This window comes from Enterobacter sp. BIGb0383 (assembly GCF_003751845.1).
Taxonomy (GTDB): Bacteria; Pseudomonadota; Gammaproteobacteria; order Enterobacterales; family Enterobacteriaceae; genus BIGb0383.
On sequence record NZ_RJKQ01000002.1, the window covers coordinates 1,362,647 to 1,381,211 of the forward strand.

Genomic DNA, 18,565 nt, shown 5'->3' on the forward strand with positions numbered 1-18,565 from the left:
CCATTTTCAATCTCTGCGCGAAGGGTTTTCTTCGCCCTGTCGGTCGGGTGATGCGTTTCACAGATCAATAAATATAAGGCAAAAGGCTCTCATATTAGGTGATCGCGATAGCTGCAATTCGCTATCATCAGCATATGATCATAGGCATCCGACCGATTAAGGAAATAATCGTCGGTCGGGGAATACGCATAACCACATATATCCTGTGTGTTTAGTGTAATCATTGGCAGCTTGAAAAGAAGGTTCACATGTTAAACAACATTCGTATCGAAGAAGATTTGTTGGGTACCAGGGAAGTGCCGGCGGATGCGTACTACGGCGTTCACACTCTGAGAGCGATTGAAAACTTCTACATCAGCAACAGCAAAATCAGCGACATTCCTGAGTTTGTCCGCGGCATGGTGATGGTGAAGAAGGCGGCAGCGCTGGCCAACAAGGAACTGCAAACCATCCCGAAAAGCATCGCAAATACCATTATTGCGGCATGTGATGAAGTCCTGAACAACGGCAAATGCATGGACCAGTTCCCGGTTGACGTCTACCAGGGCGGCGCGGGCACCTCGGTCAACATGAACACCAACGAAGTGCTGGCCAATATCGGCCTGGAGCTGATGGGTCACCAGAAGGGTGAATATCAGTACCTGAACCCGAACGATCACGTTAACAAATGCCAGTCCACCAACGATGCCTACCCGACCGGCTTCCGCATCGCGGTGTACACCTCCATCATCAAACTGAACGACGCCATCAGCCAGCTGGGCGACGGCTTCCAGCAGAAAGCGGTTGAGTTTAAAGACATCCTGAAAATGGGTCGCACCCAGCTACAGGACGCGGTGCCGATGACCCTCGGCCAGGAGTTCCACGCGTTCAACGTCCTGCTGAATGAAGAAACCAAAAACCTGCTGCGTACCGCAGAACTGCTGCTGGAGGTTAACCTCGGCGCAACGGCTATCGGTACGCGTCTGAACACCCCGGACGGCTACCAGCAGCTGGCGGTGCAGAAGCTGGCGGAAGTCAGCAACCTCCCGGTTGTCCCGGCGGAAGACCTGATTGAAGCCACCTCCGACTGCGGCGCTTACGTGATGGTGCACAGCTCCCTGAAGCGTCTGGCGGTGAAGCTGTCGAAAATCTGTAACGACCTGCGCCTGCTCTCTTCCGGCCCGCGCGCTGGCCTGAATGAGATCAACCTGCCGGAACTGCAGGCGGGCTCCTCAATTATGCCTGCCAAAGTTAACCCGGTAGTGCCGGAAGTCGTCAATCAGGTGTGCTTTAAAGTGATCGGCAACGATACTACCGTCACCATGGCGTCAGAAGCCGGTCAGCTGCAGCTGAACGTGATGGAGCCGGTGATCGGCCAGGCGATGTTCGAGTCGATTCATATCCTGACCAACGCCTGCTACAACCTGCTGGAGAAATGCATCCTCGGCATCACCGCCAACAAAGAGGTGTGCGAAGGCTACGTCTACAACTCCATCGGGATCGTCACCTACCTCAACCCGTTTATCGGCCACCACAACGGCGACATCGTCGGCAAGATTTGTGCGGAAACCGGTAAGAGCGTGCGGGAAGTGGTACTTGAGCGCGGCCTGTTGACCGAAGCCGAACTTGACGATATTTTCTCGGCGCAAAACCTGATGCACCCGGCCTATAAAGCTAAACGGTATACCGATGAAAGCGAACAGTAATCCCATCCGGTAGCCCTGAAAGGCACGTCTTTGCAGACGTGCCTTTTTGCTTTTATGGGGTTACTAAAATATAACAATTCAATATCAACTTGTTAAAAAACAAGGAAGCAAATTATGTTTGGAGCTGAACTGGTTATCGTCCTGTTGGCGATTTATCTCGGCGCGCGGCTTGGGGGCATCGGGATCGGTTTTGCCGGTGGCCTCGGCGTGCTGGTCCTGACTCTGGTCTTCCAGGTCACACCCGGCGCAATCCCCTTTGACGTGATTGAAATTATTATGGCGGTGATCGCCGCTATCGCCGCCATGCAGGTCGCCGGAGGGATGGACTATCTCGTCAGCCTCGCCGAGCGTGTGCTGCGTCGCCACCCGAAATACATCACCTTCCTCGCCCCGCTGGTCACCTGGTTTATGACCATTCTGGCCGGGACCGGGCATACGGCATTTTCAACGCTGCCGGTGATCACCGAAGTGGCGAAAGAACAGGGTATTCGTCCTTCCCGCCCGCTTTCTATTGCGGTGGTTGCCTCGCAGATTGCCATTACCGCGTCGCCTATTTCCGCCGCGGTGGTCTTCTTTGCGGGGGTGCTTGAGCCGCTGGGTATCAGCTACCTGACCCTGCTGGCCGTCTGTATTCCGGTGACCCTGATCGCGGTGATGCTGACCGCTGTAGTCTGCAACTTCCTCGGCAGCGAACTGAAAGACGATCCTGTCTATCAGGAGCGTCTCGCCAAAGGCGAAATTAAACTGCGCGGCAGCCAGGTATTCCAGCTTAAACCCCACGCTAAACGTTCGGTGACGCTGTTCCTGATCGGTATCGTGGCGGTGATGCTCTATGCCACCGCCATCAGCCCGACCGTGGGTCTGATCGCGAACCCGATCCTGCCGCGTAACGAAGCGATCGTGGTGTTTATGCTGACCATCGCCACGCTGATCTGCCTGACCTGTAAAGTCGATACCGGCGAGATCCTGAACGCCAGTACCTTTAAGTCCGGCATGAGCGCCTGTATCTGCGTGCTCGGCGTGGCCTGGCTGGGCGATACCTTCGTTAAACACCATATTAACGATATCCAGGCGATTGCCGGCGATCTGCTGAACAGCTATCCGTGGCTGCTGGCGGTGGTGCTGTTCTTTGCCTCCACCCTGCTTTACTCCCAGGCGGCAACGACCAAAGCGCTGATGCCTGCGGCATTGCTGCTGGGCGTCAGCCCGCTGACGGCGGTGGCCTCTTTTGCGGCGGTTTCCGCGCTCTTTGTTCTGCCGACCTATCCAACCCTGCTGGCTGCGGTGGAGATGGACGATACTGGCTCAACGCGTATCGGCAAATATGTCTTTAACCACGCCTTCCTGATCCCGGGCGTGATCGCCATCAGCCTGTGCGTGATTCTGGGCTTTATTTTTGGCGGCATATTGTTGTAAATGTTGTTAAAAGCGGGCCGCTTGTCGGCCCGTTTGATTATTCCCTCGCCTCAGCGTGCTATAGTGCCTCTTTCCGCTGCCAGGAGGTAAACGATGAACGCGCCCGATGCTGTTGTTGTGCTCTGTACGGCTCCCGATGAAGCGACGGCCCAGGATCTTGCGGCTAAAGTACTTGCGGAGAAACTGGCCGCCTGCGTTACCCTCCTGCCCGGCGCGACGTCCCTCTACTACTGGGAAGGCAAACTCGAACAAGAATATGAAGTGCAGATGCTGCTGAAAACCACCGTTCAGCATCAGCAGGCGCTGCTCGACTGCCTGAAATCACATCATCCGTATAAAACCCCGGAGTTACTGGTTCTGCCGGTGACCCACGGAGACAACGACTATCTCTCATGGCTCAACGCATCTTTGCGCTGATTCTGCTGCTGTGCAGCGCTTCAGCTTCTGCCGGATTATTTGACGCGCCCGGCCGCTCCAGCTTCGTTCCTGCCGACCAGGCCTTCGCGTTTGATTTTCAGCAAAATCAGCACGATCTGCAGCTTAACTGGCAGATAAAAGAGGGCTACTACCTCTATCGTCAGCATATTAGCGTCACGCCCGCCCAGGCTCAGGTTTCGCCCCTGAACCTGCCCGAAGGAAAGTGGCATGAAGATGAGTTTTTTGGCAAAAGCCAGATCTACCGTCAGCGGCTGAATCTCCCTCTGACCATTAATCAGGCCTCAAAAGACGCGACCCTGACGGTAACGTATCAGGGCTGTGCCGAGTCGGGGCTGTGCTATCCCCCGGAAACCAAAGTGGTGCCGCTGAGCGAGGTTGCCGCGCTGCCAACGCCCGCGCCGGTACAAGAGCAGACCGCGCCGCACGACAGCAAGCTCCCCTTCACCGCGCTCTGGGCGCTGCTGATCGGAATCGGGATCGCCTTTACGCCCTGCGTCCTGCCGATGTACCCGCTGATCTCCGGTATCGTGCTCGGCGGTAAGCAGCGCCTCTCCACGCCGCGAGCCCTGTGGCTGGCCTTTGTCTATGTGCAGGGGATGGCGCTGACCTATACCGCGCTGGGGCTCGTCGTTGCCGCCGCCGGGCTGCAGTTCCAGGCCGCCCTCCAGCATCCGTATGTGCTGATTGGCCTGTCGGTGATTTTCACCCTGCTGGCCCTGTCGATGTTCGGCCTGTTTAGCCTTCAGCTTCCGTCGTCGCTGCAGACGCGTCTGACCCTGCTCAGCAACCGTCGTCAGGGCGGTTCTGTGGGCGGCGTCTTCGTTATGGGCGCCATTGCCGGGCTGATCTGCTCCCCGTGCACCACCGCGCCGCTCAGCGCCATTCTGCTCTATATCGCCCAGAGCGGTAATCTGTGGCTCGGCGGCGGGACGCTCTATCTTTATGCCCTCGGCATGGGCCTGCCGCTGATGCTGATTGCCGTCTTCGGCAACCGGCTGCTGCCAAAAAGCGGCCCGTGGATGGCGCAGGTAAAAATCGCCTTTGGCTTTGTGATCCTCGCCCTGCCGGTCTTCTTGCTGGAGCGGGTGATCGGCGATCTCTGGGGACTACGCCTGTGGTCCCTGCTGGGTATCGCCTTCTTTGGCTGGGCCTTCCTCACCAGCCTGCAGGCCACCCGGCCGTGGATGCGTGCGGTGCAAGTCGCCCTACTGGCGGCGGCGCTTATCTGCGCCCGGCCATTACAGGACTGGGCCTTCGGCGCGCCGACCGCCAGCGCTCAGTCCCACCTGAGCTTTAGCCAGGTAGCCGATACAGACGGATTGCAGCAGGCCCTGGCAAACGCCCGGGGCAAGCCGGTGATGCTGGATCTCTATGCCGACTGGTGCGTGGCCTGCAAAGAGTTTGAGAAATATACCTTCAGCGATCCGAAGGTGCAGCAGCTCCTGAGCCATGCAGCGCTGCTACAGGCCAACGTTACCGCCAACAGCAAAAAGGATGCGGAACTTCTGCGGCATCTGCAGGTGCTGGGCCTGCCGACGATTCTGTTTTTCGACGCCAGTGGCCAGGAGTTACCTGACCTGCGCGTGACCGGCTTTATGGACGCCGACGCGTTCCAGGGGCATTTGCAGAATCTGCCCCGGTAAACGACACTTTCAGTGACTAAATGAAGGAGACGACCGTGCAACGTGAAGATGTTCTGGGAGAAGCCCTGCAATTACTGGAAATTCGGGGTATCGCCAGCACCACGCTTGAGATGCTGGCCGAACGAGTGGATTATCCGCTGGAAGAACTCCAGCGCTTCTGGCCTGACAAAGAAGCCCTGCTGTATGACGCCCTGCGCTATCTCAGCCAGCAGGTTGACGTCTGGCGTCGTCAGCTGCTGCTCGACGAGACATTAACGCCCCAGCAGAAGCTGCTGGCCCGCTATACGGCGCTGACCGAATGCGTCAGCCAGAACCGCTTTCCCGGCTGCCTGTTTATCGCCGCCTGTACGTTCTATCCAGACCCGACCCACCCTATTCATCAGCTGGCGGAACAGCAAAAGAGCGCGGCAAGAGACTCAACCCACGAACTGCTGAGCCAGCTGGGCATCGACGATCCGGCCATGGTCGCAAAGCAGATGGAGCTGATACTGGAAGGCTGTCTGAGCCGTATGCTGGTCAAACGCAGCCAGGCGGACGTCGACACCGCTCAGCGACTGGCGGAAGATATCCTGCGCTTTGCCGAGTGTCGTCAGGGCGGCGCGCTAACCTGATCGACATTGGTTTTTACGTCATTTGACCGCAAAAAGCCCCGGATTGCCGTAAAGTTAACCAAACGGACGGCATTTCGGGAAATCTCATTGACGACCGTGCTGGTTTACGGTTTAATGCGCCCCGTTGCCCGGATAGCTCAGTCGGTAGAGCAGGGGATTGAAAATCCCCGTGTCCTTGGTTCGATTCCGAGTCCGGGCACCACTAATTTAGAAGAACCCGCCTATGGCGGGTTTTTTGCTTTCTACAAGTGCTGTCAGCAACACTGAAAGCGAAAAGGCCAGCGCTGCCCTGCGCTGACCTGTGGTGTTACAACTTAAAACTCAACCGTTACCTGGTTACCCTTCCGCGTGGCCTTAAAATCGTTAGCCACTTTCCCCTGCTGTATGTCATTAAATGTCTGATAGGGGTCCAGCACACAGCGGTTATTGAGACAGCCGTTAGTCGGCAATACCTCCAGACGAACGCCAATCGTACCGCTTAGCGTTCCGCCTGCTAACGCACCGTTAGCCGCCACCATCAGAACAAAGCTCAGAGCAACCCGTTTCATTCTGTGTGTCCGAAAATGCAGAAACATCAATCAGCTGCCGTAATAAGGGCCTGGCATGCTGTTTTTCTCATTAAGGTTATCGACCAAAATGGCGCTCAGTTTATACCAGGTCGCATATTTATTAAGCAGAAATTAACGCTATTTAAGTATCGCTTAAGTTTCGTTTACCTTTGAGCGGTATCGCCTTAACACCGCACGGCGGGGAAAGTTTCCGCAGCCCGCTATGGTAAAACTCGGTTCATCAGTCACTTAAAGGGAAAAGATGATGCTGAAAGGTAAACGTGCGGTGGTCACCGGTGGTGGGCGTGATTTTGGCCAGGCCGTTGCCGTGTGGCTGGCAAGGGAAGGTGTGGAAGTCAGTCTCTGCGCCCGCAGGCTGGCAGATGCACAGGCGACTGCCGATCTGATTGTCCGGGAAGGCGGTACGGCGCAGGCATACGCGTGCGATCTCTCTGAGCTGGGATCCGTAACGGCCTTTGCCGCACAGCTTTCAGCGCAGGATGCGCCTGTTGATATTCTGATCCTGAGCGCGGCCCAGTGGCTGGAAGGCGGCCTGGAAGCGGAGAGCGCCGAAGATATTTTCAGCACCATCAACTCAGGCCTGACCGGCTCGGTGATCCTGACCCAGGCGCTGCTGCCCGCTCTGCGGCGTTCAACGGGCGCCGATATTATTACACTGGTCTCCGTGTGCGGTATTCCGCAGTTTACGGAGTCCATCGCCCATCCGGCGTTCTTTGCCGCCAAACATGGCATGAGCGGGTTTAGCCAGAATCTGGCACACCATCTCGCAAAAGAGAACATTCGCGTAACCGGGCTGTACCCGCCTGACTTTGAGGTCACCGACCTGGACACACAGCCCTCACCAACGGAGAGAATGGGTGAAAGCCTGCTGAACGCGCGCTCCGTGTGGGAAACGATTCGTTTCGTACTGACTCAGCCACGCAGCTGCCATATCAGCACGATCTATTTTCAGGGGCCAACACGTCAGCCCTGAACGACGATATGGAAAATAATCGGTATTTTGGCTATCTTGGTGATATGAGATATATGAATCCATTATCATCAGGAGTCAAATCATGATGACACGTGAAAAAGCGTCTGATTTTGACGTTATTGCCGTCCCGGCAAATAAGGTCTCCTACCTCAAAACAGAGGACGGACATGCGGATCTCACCCTGTCAGTTCCGGGCTTCTACGATCTTCAGGAAGAGCAGACCGCGCAATACTATGTACTGAAGCGCCCTGGCGGTATCGATGATGCCGTCTTTAAAATTGCGCTGGAAGCCGCTTTCCTGGCCGTCGCCGGACTGAACCAGCTCCCTGACACGGTAAAAGTAAAAGCGACCACGGTAAAGGCTAAGCAAAAGCGTAGCGGAACCACCAATACAGAACGGCTCGAGAAACTCAAAGAGACCATCCTGAATGACAGCGAATGGCTGCCGGCTCAGGAGGTCTCTCGTCGAGGTGGAGCCAGTGCGGGAGTGAAAAATCCCAGCGGATTACCCAATCGCTGGAAGCGGGCCGGGAAGATTTTTGCCATCACATCGGAAGGCAGAGATCTGTATCCGGCCTATGCGCTGGATATCGGTGGGCAGCCCCTGCCGCTGGTGAAAAAAGTCATCGAACTGTTCGGGGAAACTAAAACCCCCTGGTCCCTGGCCTTGTGGTTTGGCACGCTCAACGGCTGGCTGGGGAATAAAAAACCCAAGGACCTTCTGACATCGGCACCTGAGCAGGTACTGGAAGCCGCATTAATGGCGAAGGAAGGTCCTGTGCATGGATAAAAAAATCCGCATACCCGAAGAAAGCGATAACCTTTCGGCCAGGCTGATTGCCTGGCCGATGAGATTTTGCTGACACGATGATGCAGATTAACTTTCCGCAAAATTCAGCAGCGCATCACCGGTAAGGCGATAACGGATCCACTCCGACTGCGGCAGTGCGCCGAGGCTGTCATAGAAATCGATAGCGGGCGTATTCCAGTCCAGCACGCTCCACTCCACGCGCTGACAGCGACGCTGCACCGCCAGCTGTGCGATATACTTCAGAATCGCCTTCCCTGCGCCCTGACCACGAGACTCCGGGGAAACGTAGAGATCTTCCACGTAGATACCGTTGCAGCCAAGCCAGGTCGAATAGCTGGTAAAGAACACCACATAGCCAATCATGACGCCGTTATCTTCGCAGATCAGCGCTTCAGTCACGCTCTCAGCGCCAAAAAGCGTTGCTTTGATCTCTTCCGGGCTGGTCTTTACCTCGTCCCGGGCTTTTTCATAAATGGCCAGATCGACGATCATGGCGAAGATCGCCTCAGCATCTGCGGCTACGGCCTGACGAATCGTAATACTCATAAATTCCTGTCTCGTGACAAATTGAATGCGACAAGCATAATCGCTATTCTTCGATGAATTAAGTGCAATAACATCAACAGAAGATGAATTCTATGCATCCGGTTTTAAGGCGACTCGATCTGAACCTGCTTCCCGTCTTCGATGCGGTTTTCCGCCACGGATCGGTCAGACTGGCGGCGGAAGAGCTCGCCATGAGCACATCCGCGCTCAGCCACGCGCTTGCCCGGCTACGCATGTTTTTAAACGACCCGTTATTTTACCGGGAAGGTCACCATATGCGCCCGAGCGTCTATGCCAGCCAGCTGGCCCCGGAGATCGCGGCCACGCTGGAAAGCCTTAATCGTCAGCTGTCGCCGCAGCCACGCTTTGTGCCACAAACCAGCGATATCTGTTTCAATATTGCGATCACCGACTACACCGCGTTCAGCGTCTTCCCTACACTCATGCGCGATCTTCAGCACACCGCGCCGAACCTGCGCTTTGACCTGCAGTATCTGCCGCACAACCCGGCATTAAAGGAGCTGCTGGCCGGTGAAGTCGATCTGGCGCTGGGCTTTAGCGCACCGGAAGATGAGCCCTACGCGGAACTCAGAGAGACGGACTGGTTTCAGGATGAGTACGTTGTTATCAGCAACCCCGACAGAACGCGTTTAACGTTTGAGGACTATCTTGCCGCCAGGCATCTGGTCGTCACGCCGTGGAACGAGAAAAAAGGCGTGATTGATTTGTTGCTGGAGCGTCAGGGACATCAGCGCCATGTGACTATTAAAACGCCGTCCATGCTGGGCGGGCCTTTTATCGTCGCGGAAAGTGAGCTGCTGATGACTATCCCGCGCTATGCCGCGAAAATATTCAAACCCGCAGTGCCTGTGGCTATCTTCGAGATGCCTTTTAGCGTGCCGCCCTACTGCGTAAAGATGTACTCTCACCGCCGTAGCGGTAAAAAAGAGGCGGCTGACTGGCTGCAGAACCGGCTTTCAGCCCTGGCAGCAACCTTTCCCGTTTGTGAACGTTGAGGTAAGAGATGAGTAAAACCCACGCAGAGATCAGTAAGTTTCTTAGCTATGTGCTGCGCCATCAGCCTGAGTCTATTGGCCTGGCGCTGGACAGCGAAGGCTGGGCGAATATCGATACGCTGATCGCCTGCGCGGCCACGGACAACCGGCAGCTCGACAGAACGCTGATTGAAGCCGTCGTCGAAAGCAGCGATAAAAAGCGTTTTGCTATCTCGCCAGATGGCCTGTCTATCCGCGCCGTTCAGGGACACTCCTCCGCCCAGGTGGATATCGGCTATCAGGAGAAAACGCCCCCTGCCGTGCTCTATCACGGTACGGCGACACGTTTTATTGCATCTATTCAGGAACAGGGACTGATCGCCGGGTCGCGCCAGTATGTACACCTGTCTGCAGAAGAGACGACGGCAATCAGCGTCGGACAGCGCCACGGCAAACCGGTGGTACTGAAGATTGATGCCCGCGCCATGCACGACCGGGGTTTTATCTTCCACCAAGCGGATAATGGGGTCTGGCTAACGAAAGCGGTGCCGGTGGAGTTTATTGGGTTTTGAAGGGCTGGCGGCGCGGTCTAATGCATTTTGGGTAAGCATGTCGGAGGTAATACAGTCGCAGCTATTCTTCATTAGCCACAATCTAATAATATCCTCATGAACTTTATAAGTTCTTCTTCTTTTTTTTGAGTTTCTGCTGGCTCTATCAACACATTCATAACTTGCTGATCTAAAACCAAATCATAAATATCAATATCCAACCAACCTCTTGACCAAAAATCAATCCCTGCTACTTTATCAGGCCCTTCAATCACAACCCTTTCCAGATAGCCAAAATCCCCATCTGGATATGAGCTATAAGTTAATTTATAGTTACTTAGCTTATGGCTAAAATGATTTTTAAAATGACTCACATCCATTTTTAACACCTCTATTTACAAGCAATAGCACTAATATTGCTGGCGTTTGAAGTTTCGGCCACCATCGCACTTTCCATGCGCGTGCAGGCGTCGTTGCTCTTTCTCTTTGTTAAAGATCGGGTCGATACTGCCGTTGGCATGGTCCGTATCACGACTCAGTGTACTCACATCCTGCTGCTGATGTGCGACGTCACGAACAATTATTGTTCCGTCTGCCACCGCCGACTGCGTGGTGCCTTCCGCGTTACCGCTGCCGCCCAGACCGGTCAGCAGCGTGCTCGCCATATTGCCAATCACGTTTCCGGCAATCCCTCCGGACGTGCTGAACCCGCCGCCCTGATGCTCGACCTTGTACTCTGCTTTATTGTTGATATCCGCCCCGCCAATGGCCATATCTTTACCGGCGGCAAGTGTGACGTCACCATCACGGCTGGGAATGCATCGTTTTATTGTCGAGTCTGGTAACTAACTGAGTGAACACCATTAAGTAATGGGTAGTTACACAGAATTAGGGACGGGATCGTGGATTAAGCCATTTCCGGTCACGCTGAACGATACCGGCGATTTGCTCGTGATCAAGTGCGATCGCTATGATTGTCTGATTCACCGTAAATAACTGTTTAAATGTAAAAATCCCGGCTCAGAGGCCGGGATTTTTTACTTTTCTAATGGTTCAAGATCAAGAAGATGATTTTTTGCTTTTTCAATAAGCGCTAAAAACTCATCATACTTAAACTCCATTACATTATTATCATCTGGATAAATAATAATGTTTACTGAATTTTTGTCCTCGGATAACGATATTTCGCCCCATTGAACCCTATTAAATGAAAGTTCAACATAAAGATCATCTCTATCCATTGAACCCCCTACACTGTATTGCAACATTGGGTTAACCCTCGTTATTTAGTTGGCGGTTCACGGAACCCTATCATTTTAGAACCATCAGGAGCTGTAGCTTCGACAACCGTGGCTTTTTGCTTATTCTGGAAAACAACTCTGGTTTCAATTTTAGTATTGAGGTTATTCAAAATTTCGTTAACTATAGTTTGTGCTTCCTGGTTCAAGACAGAGGTTTTCTGGCTGGAATACGAATATATAGAACCTTCTCGGCCTCCATGTTTTTGCAACACCCGTCCAGCATCTGTTAATCCATTTCGATTTGGTGATGCAGCTGCCTGATCTAACTTATCCTTAGAAGGAATATTTGAAGACGCATTATTCCGCGCATTCTCCTCATCCTGAGGTTCCCAGCCGCCCGGCGTTCCCGAGCCTGCTCCGTCTTCTCTGCATCCGTCAGATTTACTCCACCATTTTCCGCTGAGTCATTGCCAGAACCATATTTATACTGCAAGAAAATCAGATAGTTACCGATGCCATCACCGTTACCCATCATTTCCAGGGTAATAAGATGATCCAGTTCATCGGAGATCATCTTGTCAGCAACGTCCTTGATAACCGCACCGGCAAGAACCACTATTCCGGCTTTCGCACCGATCTCCAGCAATTGCTCCGCAACCTTATTCCTGCACAGCGAGAGAACGGCAAAACCACGCACAATCAGCTCCAGATTGTTATTCTCAACATCAAATCAGTTTAAAAAGGCATGATTTATCTCGCCTTTTATTTCATTATCCCAGGAGTGAATAAGTGCAATAAAGGCTTTCACTGTGTAAAATCCATTTAAAAAGTGGATAATCTGACTAAACATACAGATAATCAATGAACTAACTGATAAAAAAATCTACCTCAGAAATTTAATTTAAAAAAGATAAAAATGCCAAGGTAATTTAAACACCCAAGATATTTACCCTTTCCTATATATCCTGCTATATACTCTCTTCACAGGGAAGAAGAGCAATTACATCATTGACAATGCCTTTTTTGAAAACTGTTTTTTTTACTGTCTTACCATAGTCCAAAGTATAAACCAAATACTCTTTATCCTCACCATGTTTAGAATAGTAAAAAAGATAGAATCCGGCATCCAATATTTCAAGAGGGCTTAATAACACACCCAATGGTTCTGAATCAGACAATTCAAAACCAATGGAATCAGTATCAAGAAGCAATCCATGAGAATGAGCCAATTGAGTTATTAAATCGGTAATATTTTCAGACAAATCCTTTTCAACATTGCCATTGAGATGGATATCTTCCTGACTATCTTTTAAGTAACCTAAAGCCATACCTAATGTATAGTTAGAACCTTTTGAAGGATATGCTTCATCCTCAATAAAAAAATTGAACAACCCATACTTCCAATGTCCTTCATCTGTTTTTTCTAAAATCTCATAAAAAACAGCAAATTCATAAGGATTTCCATAGATCATTTTTCTTCTCCTTCAACTCTCTAACCTCTTTATTAAAACCACCTAACTCTCTATTTCCTAATGCATTTTTACCGTCACCAGAACTTCCACTCCAATGATAAGTACCAGAGCCATCTTTACTAGTATTAAAGAACCTATGTATATTACCATCACTATCAATTGACAACCTTACCTTGGGATCTGTGGTGGTGTAAGCATCCCAGTAATCCACACCATTCACTTTTAGAGATCTTCGGACATACTGATTATGTCCCTGAGGAGATCACCATGCTAAAGCCCGATTTACCGAGCACCAGATTATCGCCGTCCCGAAATCAGCCAAAGCTGGCCGCCCCCTTCCCTTCCCAGCCGTAATTTTGACGTTGCCATCACGGCTAGAATGCATCGTTTTATTGTTGTGTTCAGTGAACGCCTGGACGATCACCTTTAACGAATGGGCAATTTCACAGATTTAGGCGCAGACTCCTGAGAACATTAAGCACTCTGAACACACTCTCACCATGTCAGTCACTTCAATAAAAAACAAGGAGTTGCAAACCCACATTCTTTATCAATTATGTAAGCACCACCATCCCATCGATACGCAACAAGACTATCATCCTGATTTAAAGTGATATTGGTGAATGGGCTACCTTCACTATCAAAGTCACTCGCAATTTGCCAAATAAGATCCTCATTCTTACTCAATCGATACACATTCCGAGCACATTCCATTCCCCCATAAATATGCCCCATCCCTAACCGGTCAAGGACAACAATTCGACCACCATCATTAAGATGTATTTCATTTAATATTTTATCCACCATAACCCTCACATTACTAAAATGGCTTAGGAGTGCCAAAGCTATTTGTTGGTATTTGTTGTAAAAGTTGATACTGAGTACCACCTTTTTGTAATGCGCCAAACTCAGGCTGAGCAGCGACTTTACCAACTTGCATTTTTGTTCCAGCCGGAACAATAACTTCCGCTATTTGAGTTGGTATTTTTGGTAGCCCTAAATGCTGTTGAATTTGCACAGGATTCATACCAGAAATTTCATTTGCACGAACTAAAAATGCACCTGTAGGGTTTTCAGACGTAGAAACCCGAACAAAAGCAAGATCTGTTGCCGTCGTAAAAGTTCTAACCTGAGTTGCTGAATCGTAAGGTGCATTCCAGCCCTTACTTATAAATGGCGCATTCGCTTCAGCCGCACTTATCGATTTAACATTATAAATGGAAGCTGTCGGTATTTTACCAAATCCCGAGCCACCTGGTGCAATATCTATGATTGAGGTCGGAGAGGTTTTAGATATTTCCGATGAATTTTGCCCAGGTTTCGGAAGACTCCCTGCCCCCAGTGCACCATACGCAAAATTCGTTGCCCCTTCCGCAAGCGTCTTCTCCAGTGCTATTCGCAGCCAGTCACAATTGCCATTACAATGAGCCAGAATTTTGACGATGAAGACACCAGACCATCAACAGTTGTCTGCTCACTATTACGAGCATTCTCCTCATCCTGAGGTTCCCAGCCGCCCGGCGTTTCCGATCCTGCGCCACCGTACTCAGCCTTCTCCGCATCCGTCAGGTTAACACCGGCATTCGGGCCGCCGGGCTGTTCTGCATCATCTGCAGAGCAGGCAAGTCCGATCCCTGCTCGGTTTTATGCAAACTGGGGTAGCGTTTTAGGATGGGTATTTCACTGATATATATCTCATTATTGAATGATATATTTTTCAGGTTGTAGCCGGTCAACTTATCTGTTTCTTGAGCATGTTTCAATGCCTCATAATCTTCTTCTAATTGCCCAATGTCCAGCTGACTCGGCTCATTATAAGGATCATAAATACATTTGAATGGCACATTCCAATAAAAATCGGAATCTAATTGAACGCTATCTATACCACGCTGTTTCATGTCGCTGAATATAGTAGCGATGGCCGCTTCAAGTAAATCGAGATCCACTTGCATACTTACCCCTTACCGTTTCTGATTTTATTTATATTTTCTTGGGAAGTCTTAATTTCGTGCTCAAGATGATGAACCCTTCCATCTATAACCCCTGCCTTACTGCATCGCTTGGCGCATTCTTAAGATGCCCCTGATTATCAAACGAATTAGGATTACGCTTATATTCAGCTAATTTATCCTCATGAGTCTTCATTTGGTCTTCCAGAGGTTTGATAGACCTTCTATCTGAAGTACTTAATTCTTTATCGCGGGCATTTTATTCATCCTGAGGTTCCCAGCCGCCTGGCATCCCCGAACCAGCGCCACCGCACTCAGCCTTCTCGGCATCTGTCAGATCCTTACCTGCATTCGGTTTCGACTCAGCATCTTCGCTGTCCCCACCAAATATTTCTCCAATGACCGCAACCAGGCCTATACCTGCACCTCTACCGATCATACCGCCGCCAAGACTGCTGCTCCCACCGCCACCGATAATATCGAGTCCCTGCTTACAGGTTACAGGAGAACAACCGCTCATTGAGTTATTCTCAACTTATATTCACTGAGCTAAAAGCAAAATCCTTTCTGCATCTTTCGCCATAGTCAGGACACTTCCCCATTCATTCTTATCAAGATATTCTTCATCCGACAGTCCTGTTCCATACTTATCAAAAACTGTGTCTAATGCCCTTATTAGACTAGCTATGGCATTCGCTTCATTTTCTCCTGTTAATATCCAGCCAATCATTAAGTTGGGAGCTTTAGCCAAATCTGTATCATCGTACAGAAAATGGATTGCATAATCCAATTCATCATATCCCCCACCAGGGCGATTACCCCGTACCCATGACTGATACTGATATTCCCTATCGCTCAACGCGTGAAGATACTCAATAAGCTCTCCACGCATATCTGGATATTTTAATTGGGAGAGTTCCAATTTTTCCATTTTTTATACTCACTTAAAGGAATGTGCGCATTTTCTGCGTTATCTGCTATAGAACCCTGTATAGATTTACCATCCCGGCCTATAACTTTACCGTTATTACGAACAATAACATGATCAACTTGTTGGGTTGGCTGACTGATGTTTGGATTTCCTTGATCAATCCTAACACCATTCCCTTTATTGTTTGGATCTTGCCATCTAAAACCGACGCCTTTTTTATTTTCGGTAGCGTTTCCCCAGCCTGAAGGAAACTTATTCGAAACAGAGTCAGGAACTCGCCATGCTACGTCTGTAGCATTTTTCCCTGCTTGAGTCAGGTTATTCCCCACAACTTTCCCAGCCTGAGATGTGGCTGCCACAATCAGCCCGATGTTAAATCCAGTACTGGTTAATTCAACCACTCCCGGTGAAACACCCAACTTATCAGCTATATAACCAATTTTCCATGCATCATAGGCTTTCTGACTATCAGCAATCTGATCTGCCTGACCATATTCAAAACCCTGATATTTGACTTTTACTTCTTCCGGTACTTTATTCCAATAAAGCGGATCCTGAAGTTCGGTAGTCAGCAATTCATAGTTTTTGAGGAGTTGCTGTTCCTGCTGATATTTTTCACCTTCCTGAGCCAGGGCAAAATTCTTCTCGTACTCAGCCGAACCAACCGGATACTCCGCATAACATTTGATTAGCGCGCAGGATGCTGCTTCCAGTTTTTGTCGGTCATGCGCTGCATCTGTCAGATTGCTAATGATTTCCTTTTCATTTTTATTGCTCAGCCGATTATTCTCAACAGTAGTCTTCCCGGCCTGCGCTCCTTCCACCGCGCTTGCACCGCTGTCACCCACCAGGCCACCGACCAGGCCTGAAGCCAGCGTCGCCAGCGCTGAGACCGTCTGCTTCTCCTCTTCGCTCAGCTTATCGACCGTTTTGCCCCAGGCATCCAGCGCTATCATGCCCGCCAGTTCGCCCGTGGCGGCGCCTGCTGCCGCTGTCCCTGCATCTTTTCCGCTGGCGGCGGCCAGCGCGGCATTCACCACCGCGTGCGCCAGGACTCTTCCTGCGCGGTCTTTTTCAGGAATAGCTTTCGCTATCTCATTGGCGATATACGGGGCTGCAGCTCCCGCCAGGGCACCTTTGATATCTCCGCCCGCGATGGCCTGTATCGCGGCCGTAGCGGCGGTGATAGCCCGCTGATACTGCCCGCCTGTTCCCTGCTCGGTTTTTGCAAACGCATCATTGTAGAACGTCTGATACATCTGCCCGCTGATGGCCTCTTCCGTGACCGCCTTTTTATCCTTTTCCAGCGCCTTAATGGCGGCAGCACGGTCGTCTGCCGTCGCCGTTTTCATCTGCTTGCCGGCACTTTCCGTGGCCCTGATTTTCGCGTCCGTGCGCACGATATCCGACACCTGACGACCGATCTCACCAATAAGCTGTGCGGTCTGCAGACGTCGTTGCTCTTTCTCTTTGTTAAAGATCGGGTCGATACTGCCGTTGGCATGGTCCGTATCACGACTCAGTGTACTCACATCCTGCTGCTGATGTGCGACGTCACGAACAATTATTGTTCCGTCTGCCACCGCCGACTGCGTGGTGCCTTCCGCATTACCGCTACCGCCCAGGCCGGTCAGCAGCGTGCTCGCCATATTGCCAATCACATTCGCGGCAATCCCTCCGGACGTGCAGCACTACAACCCACCACCCGCTGCGAGTTCTACAGCCGGGCCGTTCATCAGGCGATATTTTTTTACGTGGCGAGTGGATAGAACAAGCGGGATTTATTGACGGGATGCCGCTAAAGATACGGGTAATGCCGGACTGCATCATTACCACCACTCAGTACACCCGCGAGCTGTACGGCTGCGCCGAAGGGCCTGACGTGGCTTACATCCACCAGCCGAAGATGAAGCAGTGGCAGGAAAAGTTTCCGAGGGCGCTGAATGACACCGGTAATCTGTCGGTGTACAGGTGTGGGAACAGGCATTTTGCCTGAGGTTGGCAGTACGATCCCGACGCTGGAGCCGGGATCTTTACTCAGGATGGGATTTTAGCCAGTAATTCGTTTACTTTTTCAGTATCTTCAGGGTGTAACTGAACATATTTTTCACAGGCCAGACGGACATATTTAAAGCCTACAACTTCAGGAACGATAATTTCTCCGTCCCACACCCCAAACATTATTCCTTCAAAATGGCATTCGGGATCAGGGTCTTCAAAATCAGGGAATGAACAATATGTTTCATTAACACCACAACCTATCATATTTATAAGATATGGTAACATCCATATGAATTTCCCCTGTAAATTCATTGAATTAAAATAATCCCGGACAATCCATTCAGGATCGTTTTCATAATCTGTGCTTTCAAAAATATATTCGTTCATCACTTGGTCACCGGGTGAAAATTTTCTACCATTCTTGTTTTTTTATCCAAATAAACTTGGAATTTTATCCCACCGGCCGTTGCCGTATATTCTCGCTGCCCAGCTGCAATAGCTGCCTTGTAACCGCTACTTGCAGCTTGTTGCCCCAAGTCTAATATTTTTTGGTCAGTAAAAATCTTAGGGTCATAGATTTTTTTGGTAAATATCGTATCCTTATAACCTGTAACATTACCGGCACGATCGTAAGAGGGTATTCTATATTGAACCTCAGTAATCCCCTTCACGTTACTTTGACTTTCACCAACAATTTTCACACTTTTCTCACTTACTGTTGAATAGAAAGCAT

Annotated in this window: 25 protein-coding genes, 1 tRNA gene and 1 pseudogene; 11 read left to right on the forward strand and 16 right to left on the reverse strand. The window is 50.8% G+C overall.

Annotation, left to right across the window (positions count from 1 at the left end; genetic code table 11):
- Positions 1–248: 248 nt before the first annotated feature.
- The 6 genes from aspA (at position 249) to EDF81_RS14860 (ending at position 5,995) form a co-directional block, all read left to right on the forward strand.
- Positions 249–1,685 carry an aspartate ammonia-lyase gene (gene aspA / locus EDF81_RS14835; protein ID WP_123348878.1) on the forward strand — a complete coding sequence of 479 codons (1,437 nt, stop codon included), beginning with the start codon at positions 249–251 and terminating at the stop codon, positions 1,683–1,685.
- Between the two features lie 114 nt (positions 1,686–1,799).
- A complete protein-coding gene (locus tag EDF81_RS14840; RefSeq protein WP_123348879.1) occupies positions 1,800–3,101 on the forward strand; it encodes an anaerobic C4-dicarboxylate transporter in 1,302 nt (433 codons plus the stop codon).
- Positions 3,102–3,194: 93 nt separating this feature from the next.
- A complete protein-coding gene (gene cutA, locus EDF81_RS14845; RefSeq protein ID WP_123348880.1) occupies positions 3,195–3,518 on the forward strand; it encodes a divalent cation tolerance protein CutA in 324 nt (107 codons plus the stop codon).
- On the forward strand, positions 3,494–5,182 hold the full coding sequence (locus EDF81_RS14850) for a protein-disulfide reductase DsbD (RefSeq protein ID WP_123348881.1): 1,689 nt from the start codon (positions 3,494–3,496) through the stop codon (positions 5,180–5,182). Before cutA ends, EDF81_RS14850 begins: the two co-directional genes overlap by 25 nt.
- Before the next feature lie 35 nt (positions 5,183–5,217).
- A complete protein-coding gene (locus EDF81_RS14855; RefSeq protein ID WP_123348882.1) occupies positions 5,218–5,793 on the forward strand; it encodes a transcriptional regulator in 576 nt (191 codons plus the stop codon).
- A gap of 126 nt (positions 5,794–5,919) precedes the next feature.
- Positions 5,920–5,995, forward strand: a tRNA-Phe gene (locus EDF81_RS14860).
- Between the two features lie 112 nt (positions 5,996–6,107).
- On the opposite strand, the gene EDF81_RS14865 is transcribed toward EDF81_RS14860, so the two are convergent.
- Positions 6,108–6,341, reverse strand: coding sequence for a hypothetical protein (locus EDF81_RS14865; protein WP_148049932.1), 234 nt, complete (start codon positions 6,339–6,341; stop codon positions 6,108–6,110).
- Positions 6,342–6,606: 265 nt separating this feature from the next.
- On the opposite strand from EDF81_RS14865, the gene EDF81_RS14870 reads away from it, so the two are divergent.
- Together EDF81_RS14870 and EDF81_RS14875 are read left to right on the forward strand one after the other, a co-directional pair.
- Positions 6,607–7,335: an SDR family oxidoreductase gene (locus EDF81_RS14870; protein ID WP_123349069.1), complete on the forward strand. Its 729-nt coding sequence runs from the start codon at positions 6,607–6,609 to the stop codon at positions 7,333–7,335.
- Positions 7,336–7,417: 82 nt separating this feature from the next.
- Complete coding sequence (locus EDF81_RS14875; RefSeq protein WP_123348884.1) at positions 7,418–8,125, forward strand: hypothetical protein; 708 nt, start codon at positions 7,418–7,420, stop codon at positions 8,123–8,125.
- An 87-nt stretch (positions 8,126–8,212) separates the two neighbouring features.
- On the opposite strand, the gene EDF81_RS14880 is transcribed toward EDF81_RS14875, so the two are convergent.
- Entirely contained in the window at positions 8,213–8,692 is a 480-nt protein-coding gene (locus EDF81_RS14880; RefSeq protein WP_123348885.1) for a GNAT family N-acetyltransferase, read from the reverse strand.
- Between the two features lie 83 nt (positions 8,693–8,775).
- Here EDF81_RS14880 and EDF81_RS14885 point away from each other — a divergent pair, with 83 nt between their 5' ends.
- Both EDF81_RS14885 and EDF81_RS14890 read left to right on the forward strand, forming a co-directional pair.
- Entirely contained in the window at positions 8,776–9,708 is a 933-nt protein-coding gene (locus tag EDF81_RS14885) for a LysR family transcriptional regulator (RefSeq protein WP_123348886.1), read from the forward strand.
- A gap of 8 nt (positions 9,709–9,716) precedes the next feature.
- Positions 9,717–10,259 (forward strand): RNA 2'-phosphotransferase, encoded by a 543-nt coding sequence (locus EDF81_RS14890; RefSeq protein WP_123348887.1) that lies wholly within the window; start codon positions 9,717–9,719, stop codon positions 10,257–10,259.
- A 71-nt stretch (positions 10,260–10,330) separates the two neighbouring features.
- Here EDF81_RS14890 and EDF81_RS14895 read toward each other — a convergent pair whose 3' ends face one another.
- The 12 genes and pseudogenes from EDF81_RS14895 to EDF81_RS14945 form a co-directional block, all read right to left on the reverse strand.
- Positions 10,331–10,618 (reverse strand): hypothetical protein, encoded by a 288-nt coding sequence (locus tag EDF81_RS14895; protein WP_123348888.1) that lies wholly within the window; start codon positions 10,616–10,618, stop codon positions 10,331–10,333.
- 84 nt (positions 10,619–10,702) lie between these two features.
- A pseudogene (locus EDF81_RS14900) lies at positions 10,703–11,005 on the reverse strand (hypothetical protein); the annotation flags it as partial.
- 270 nt (positions 11,006–11,275) lie between these two features.
- A complete protein-coding gene (locus EDF81_RS14905) occupies positions 11,276–11,479 on the reverse strand; it encodes a hypothetical protein (protein WP_260232710.1) in 204 nt (67 codons plus the stop codon).
- 322 nt (positions 11,480–11,801) lie between these two features.
- Positions 11,802–12,176 carry a hypothetical protein gene (locus EDF81_RS14910; protein ID WP_123348891.1) on the reverse strand — a complete coding sequence of 125 codons (375 nt, stop codon included), beginning with the start codon at positions 12,174–12,176 and terminating at the stop codon, positions 11,802–11,804.
- 271 nt (positions 12,177–12,447) lie between these two features.
- Positions 12,448–12,951, reverse strand: a complete 504-nt coding sequence (locus tag EDF81_RS14915; RefSeq protein ID WP_123348892.1) for an immunity 42 family protein — start codon at positions 12,949–12,951, stop codon at positions 12,448–12,450.
- On the reverse strand, positions 12,929–13,162 hold the full coding sequence (locus tag EDF81_RS23955; RefSeq protein ID WP_148049933.1) for a hypothetical protein: 234 nt from the start codon (positions 13,160–13,162) through the stop codon (positions 12,929–12,931). The genes EDF81_RS14915 and EDF81_RS23955 overlap by 23 nt, the downstream gene beginning before the upstream one ends.
- A 296-nt stretch (positions 13,163–13,458) precedes the next feature.
- Positions 13,459–13,758, reverse strand: a complete 300-nt coding sequence (locus EDF81_RS14920) for a hypothetical protein (RefSeq protein WP_123349070.1) — start codon at positions 13,756–13,758, stop codon at positions 13,459–13,461.
- A 13-nt stretch (positions 13,759–13,771) separates the two neighbouring features.
- Positions 13,772–13,969: a hypothetical protein gene (locus EDF81_RS23960; protein WP_185015750.1), complete on the reverse strand. Its 198-nt coding sequence runs from the start codon at positions 13,967–13,969 to the stop codon at positions 13,772–13,774.
- 547 nt (positions 13,970–14,516) lie between these two features.
- Positions 14,517–14,903, reverse strand: coding sequence for a hypothetical protein (locus EDF81_RS14930; protein WP_260232711.1), 387 nt, complete (start codon positions 14,901–14,903; stop codon positions 14,517–14,519).
- A 256-nt stretch (positions 14,904–15,159) separates the two neighbouring features.
- Positions 15,160–15,420, reverse strand: coding sequence for a hypothetical protein (locus EDF81_RS14935; RefSeq protein ID WP_123348893.1), 261 nt, complete (start codon positions 15,418–15,420; stop codon positions 15,160–15,162).
- Between the two features lie 21 nt (positions 15,421–15,441).
- Positions 15,442–15,831 carry an SCO4402 family protein gene (locus EDF81_RS14940; protein WP_221180819.1) on the reverse strand — a complete coding sequence of 130 codons (390 nt, stop codon included), beginning with the start codon at positions 15,829–15,831 and terminating at the stop codon, positions 15,442–15,444.
- Positions 15,804–17,480 (reverse strand): VENN motif pre-toxin domain-containing protein, encoded by a 1,677-nt coding sequence (locus tag EDF81_RS14945; RefSeq protein WP_123348895.1) that lies wholly within the window; start codon positions 17,478–17,480, stop codon positions 15,804–15,806. Before EDF81_RS14945 ends, EDF81_RS14940 begins: the two co-directional genes overlap by 28 nt.
- A 116-nt stretch (positions 17,481–17,596) precedes the next feature.
- On the opposite strand from EDF81_RS14945, the gene EDF81_RS14950 reads away from it, so the two are divergent.
- Entirely contained in the window at positions 17,597–17,827 is a 231-nt protein-coding gene (locus tag EDF81_RS14950) for a type I toxin-antitoxin system SymE family toxin (protein WP_260232715.1), read from the forward strand.
- Positions 17,828–17,868: 41 nt separating this feature from the next.
- On the opposite strand, the gene cdiI is transcribed toward EDF81_RS14950, so the two are convergent.
- Positions 17,869–18,219, reverse strand: a complete 351-nt coding sequence (gene cdiI, locus EDF81_RS14955) for a ribonuclease toxin immunity protein CdiI (RefSeq protein WP_123348896.1) — start codon at positions 18,217–18,219, stop codon at positions 17,869–17,871.
- Positions 18,219–18,533: a CdiA family toxin C-terminal domain-containing protein gene (locus EDF81_RS14960; protein ID WP_260232712.1), complete on the reverse strand. Its 315-nt coding sequence runs from the start codon at positions 18,531–18,533 to the stop codon at positions 18,219–18,221. Before EDF81_RS14960 ends, cdiI begins: the two co-directional genes overlap by 1 nt.
- Positions 18,534–18,565: the final 32 nt, after the last annotated feature.

Coding starts and splice junctions, on each gene's coding strand:
- aspA (WP_123348878.1), top strand. CDS start 249: ATGTTAAACAACATTCGTATCGAAGAAGATTTGTTGGGTACCAGGGAA.
- EDF81_RS14840 (WP_123348879.1), top strand. CDS start 1,800: ATGTTTGGAGCTGAACTGGTTATCGTCCTGTTGGCGATTTATCTCGGC.
- cutA (WP_123348880.1), top strand. CDS start 3,195: ATGAACGCGCCCGATGCTGTTGTTGTGCTCTGTACGGCTCCCGATGAA.
- EDF81_RS14850 (WP_123348881.1), top strand. CDS start 3,494: ATGGCTCAACGCATCTTTGCGCTGATTCTGCTGCTGTGCAGCGCTTCA.
- EDF81_RS14865 (WP_148049932.1), bottom strand. CDS start 6,341: ATGAAACGGGTTGCTCTGAGCTTTGTTCTGATGGTGGCGGCTAACGGT.
- EDF81_RS14870 (WP_123349069.1), top strand. CDS start 6,607: ATGCTGAAAGGTAAACGTGCGGTGGTCACCGGTGGTGGGCGTGATTTT.
- EDF81_RS14875 (WP_123348884.1), top strand. CDS start 7,418: ATGATGACACGTGAAAAAGCGTCTGATTTTGACGTTATTGCCGTCCCG.
- EDF81_RS14880 (WP_123348885.1), bottom strand. CDS start 8,692: ATGAGTATTACGATTCGTCAGGCCGTAGCCGCAGATGCTGAGGCGATC.
- EDF81_RS14885 (WP_123348886.1), top strand. CDS start 8,776: ATGAATTCTATGCATCCGGTTTTAAGGCGACTCGATCTGAACCTGCTT.
- EDF81_RS14890 (WP_123348887.1), top strand. CDS start 9,717: ATGAGTAAAACCCACGCAGAGATCAGTAAGTTTCTTAGCTATGTGCTG.
- EDF81_RS14895 (WP_123348888.1), bottom strand. CDS start 10,618: ATGGATGTGAGTCATTTTAAAAATCATTTTAGCCATAAGCTAAGTAAC.
- EDF81_RS14905 (WP_260232710.1), bottom strand. CDS start 11,479: ATGGATAGAGATGATCTTTATGTTGAACTTTCATTTAATAGGGTTCAA.
- EDF81_RS14915 (WP_123348892.1), bottom strand. CDS start 12,951: ATGATCTATGGAAATCCTTATGAATTTGCTGTTTTTTATGAGATTTTA.
- EDF81_RS14920 (WP_123349070.1), bottom strand. CDS start 13,758: ATGGTGGATAAAATATTAAATGAAATACATCTTAATGATGGTGGTCGA.
- EDF81_RS14930 (WP_260232711.1), bottom strand. CDS start 14,903: ATGCAAGTGGATCTCGATTTACTTGAAGCGGCCATCGCTACTATATTC.
- EDF81_RS14935 (WP_123348893.1), bottom strand. CDS start 15,420: ATGAGCGGTTGTTCTCCTGTAACCTGTAAGCAGGGACTCGATATTATC.
- EDF81_RS14940 (WP_221180819.1), bottom strand. CDS start 15,831: ATGGAAAAATTGGAACTCTCCCAATTAAAATATCCAGATATGCGTGGA.
- EDF81_RS14945 (WP_123348895.1), bottom strand. CDS start 17,480: ATGGCGAGCACGCTGCTGACCGGCCTGGGCGGTAGCGGTAATGCGGAA.
- cdiI (WP_123348896.1), bottom strand. CDS start 18,219: ATGAACGAATATATTTTTGAAAGCACAGATTATGAAAACGATCCTGAA.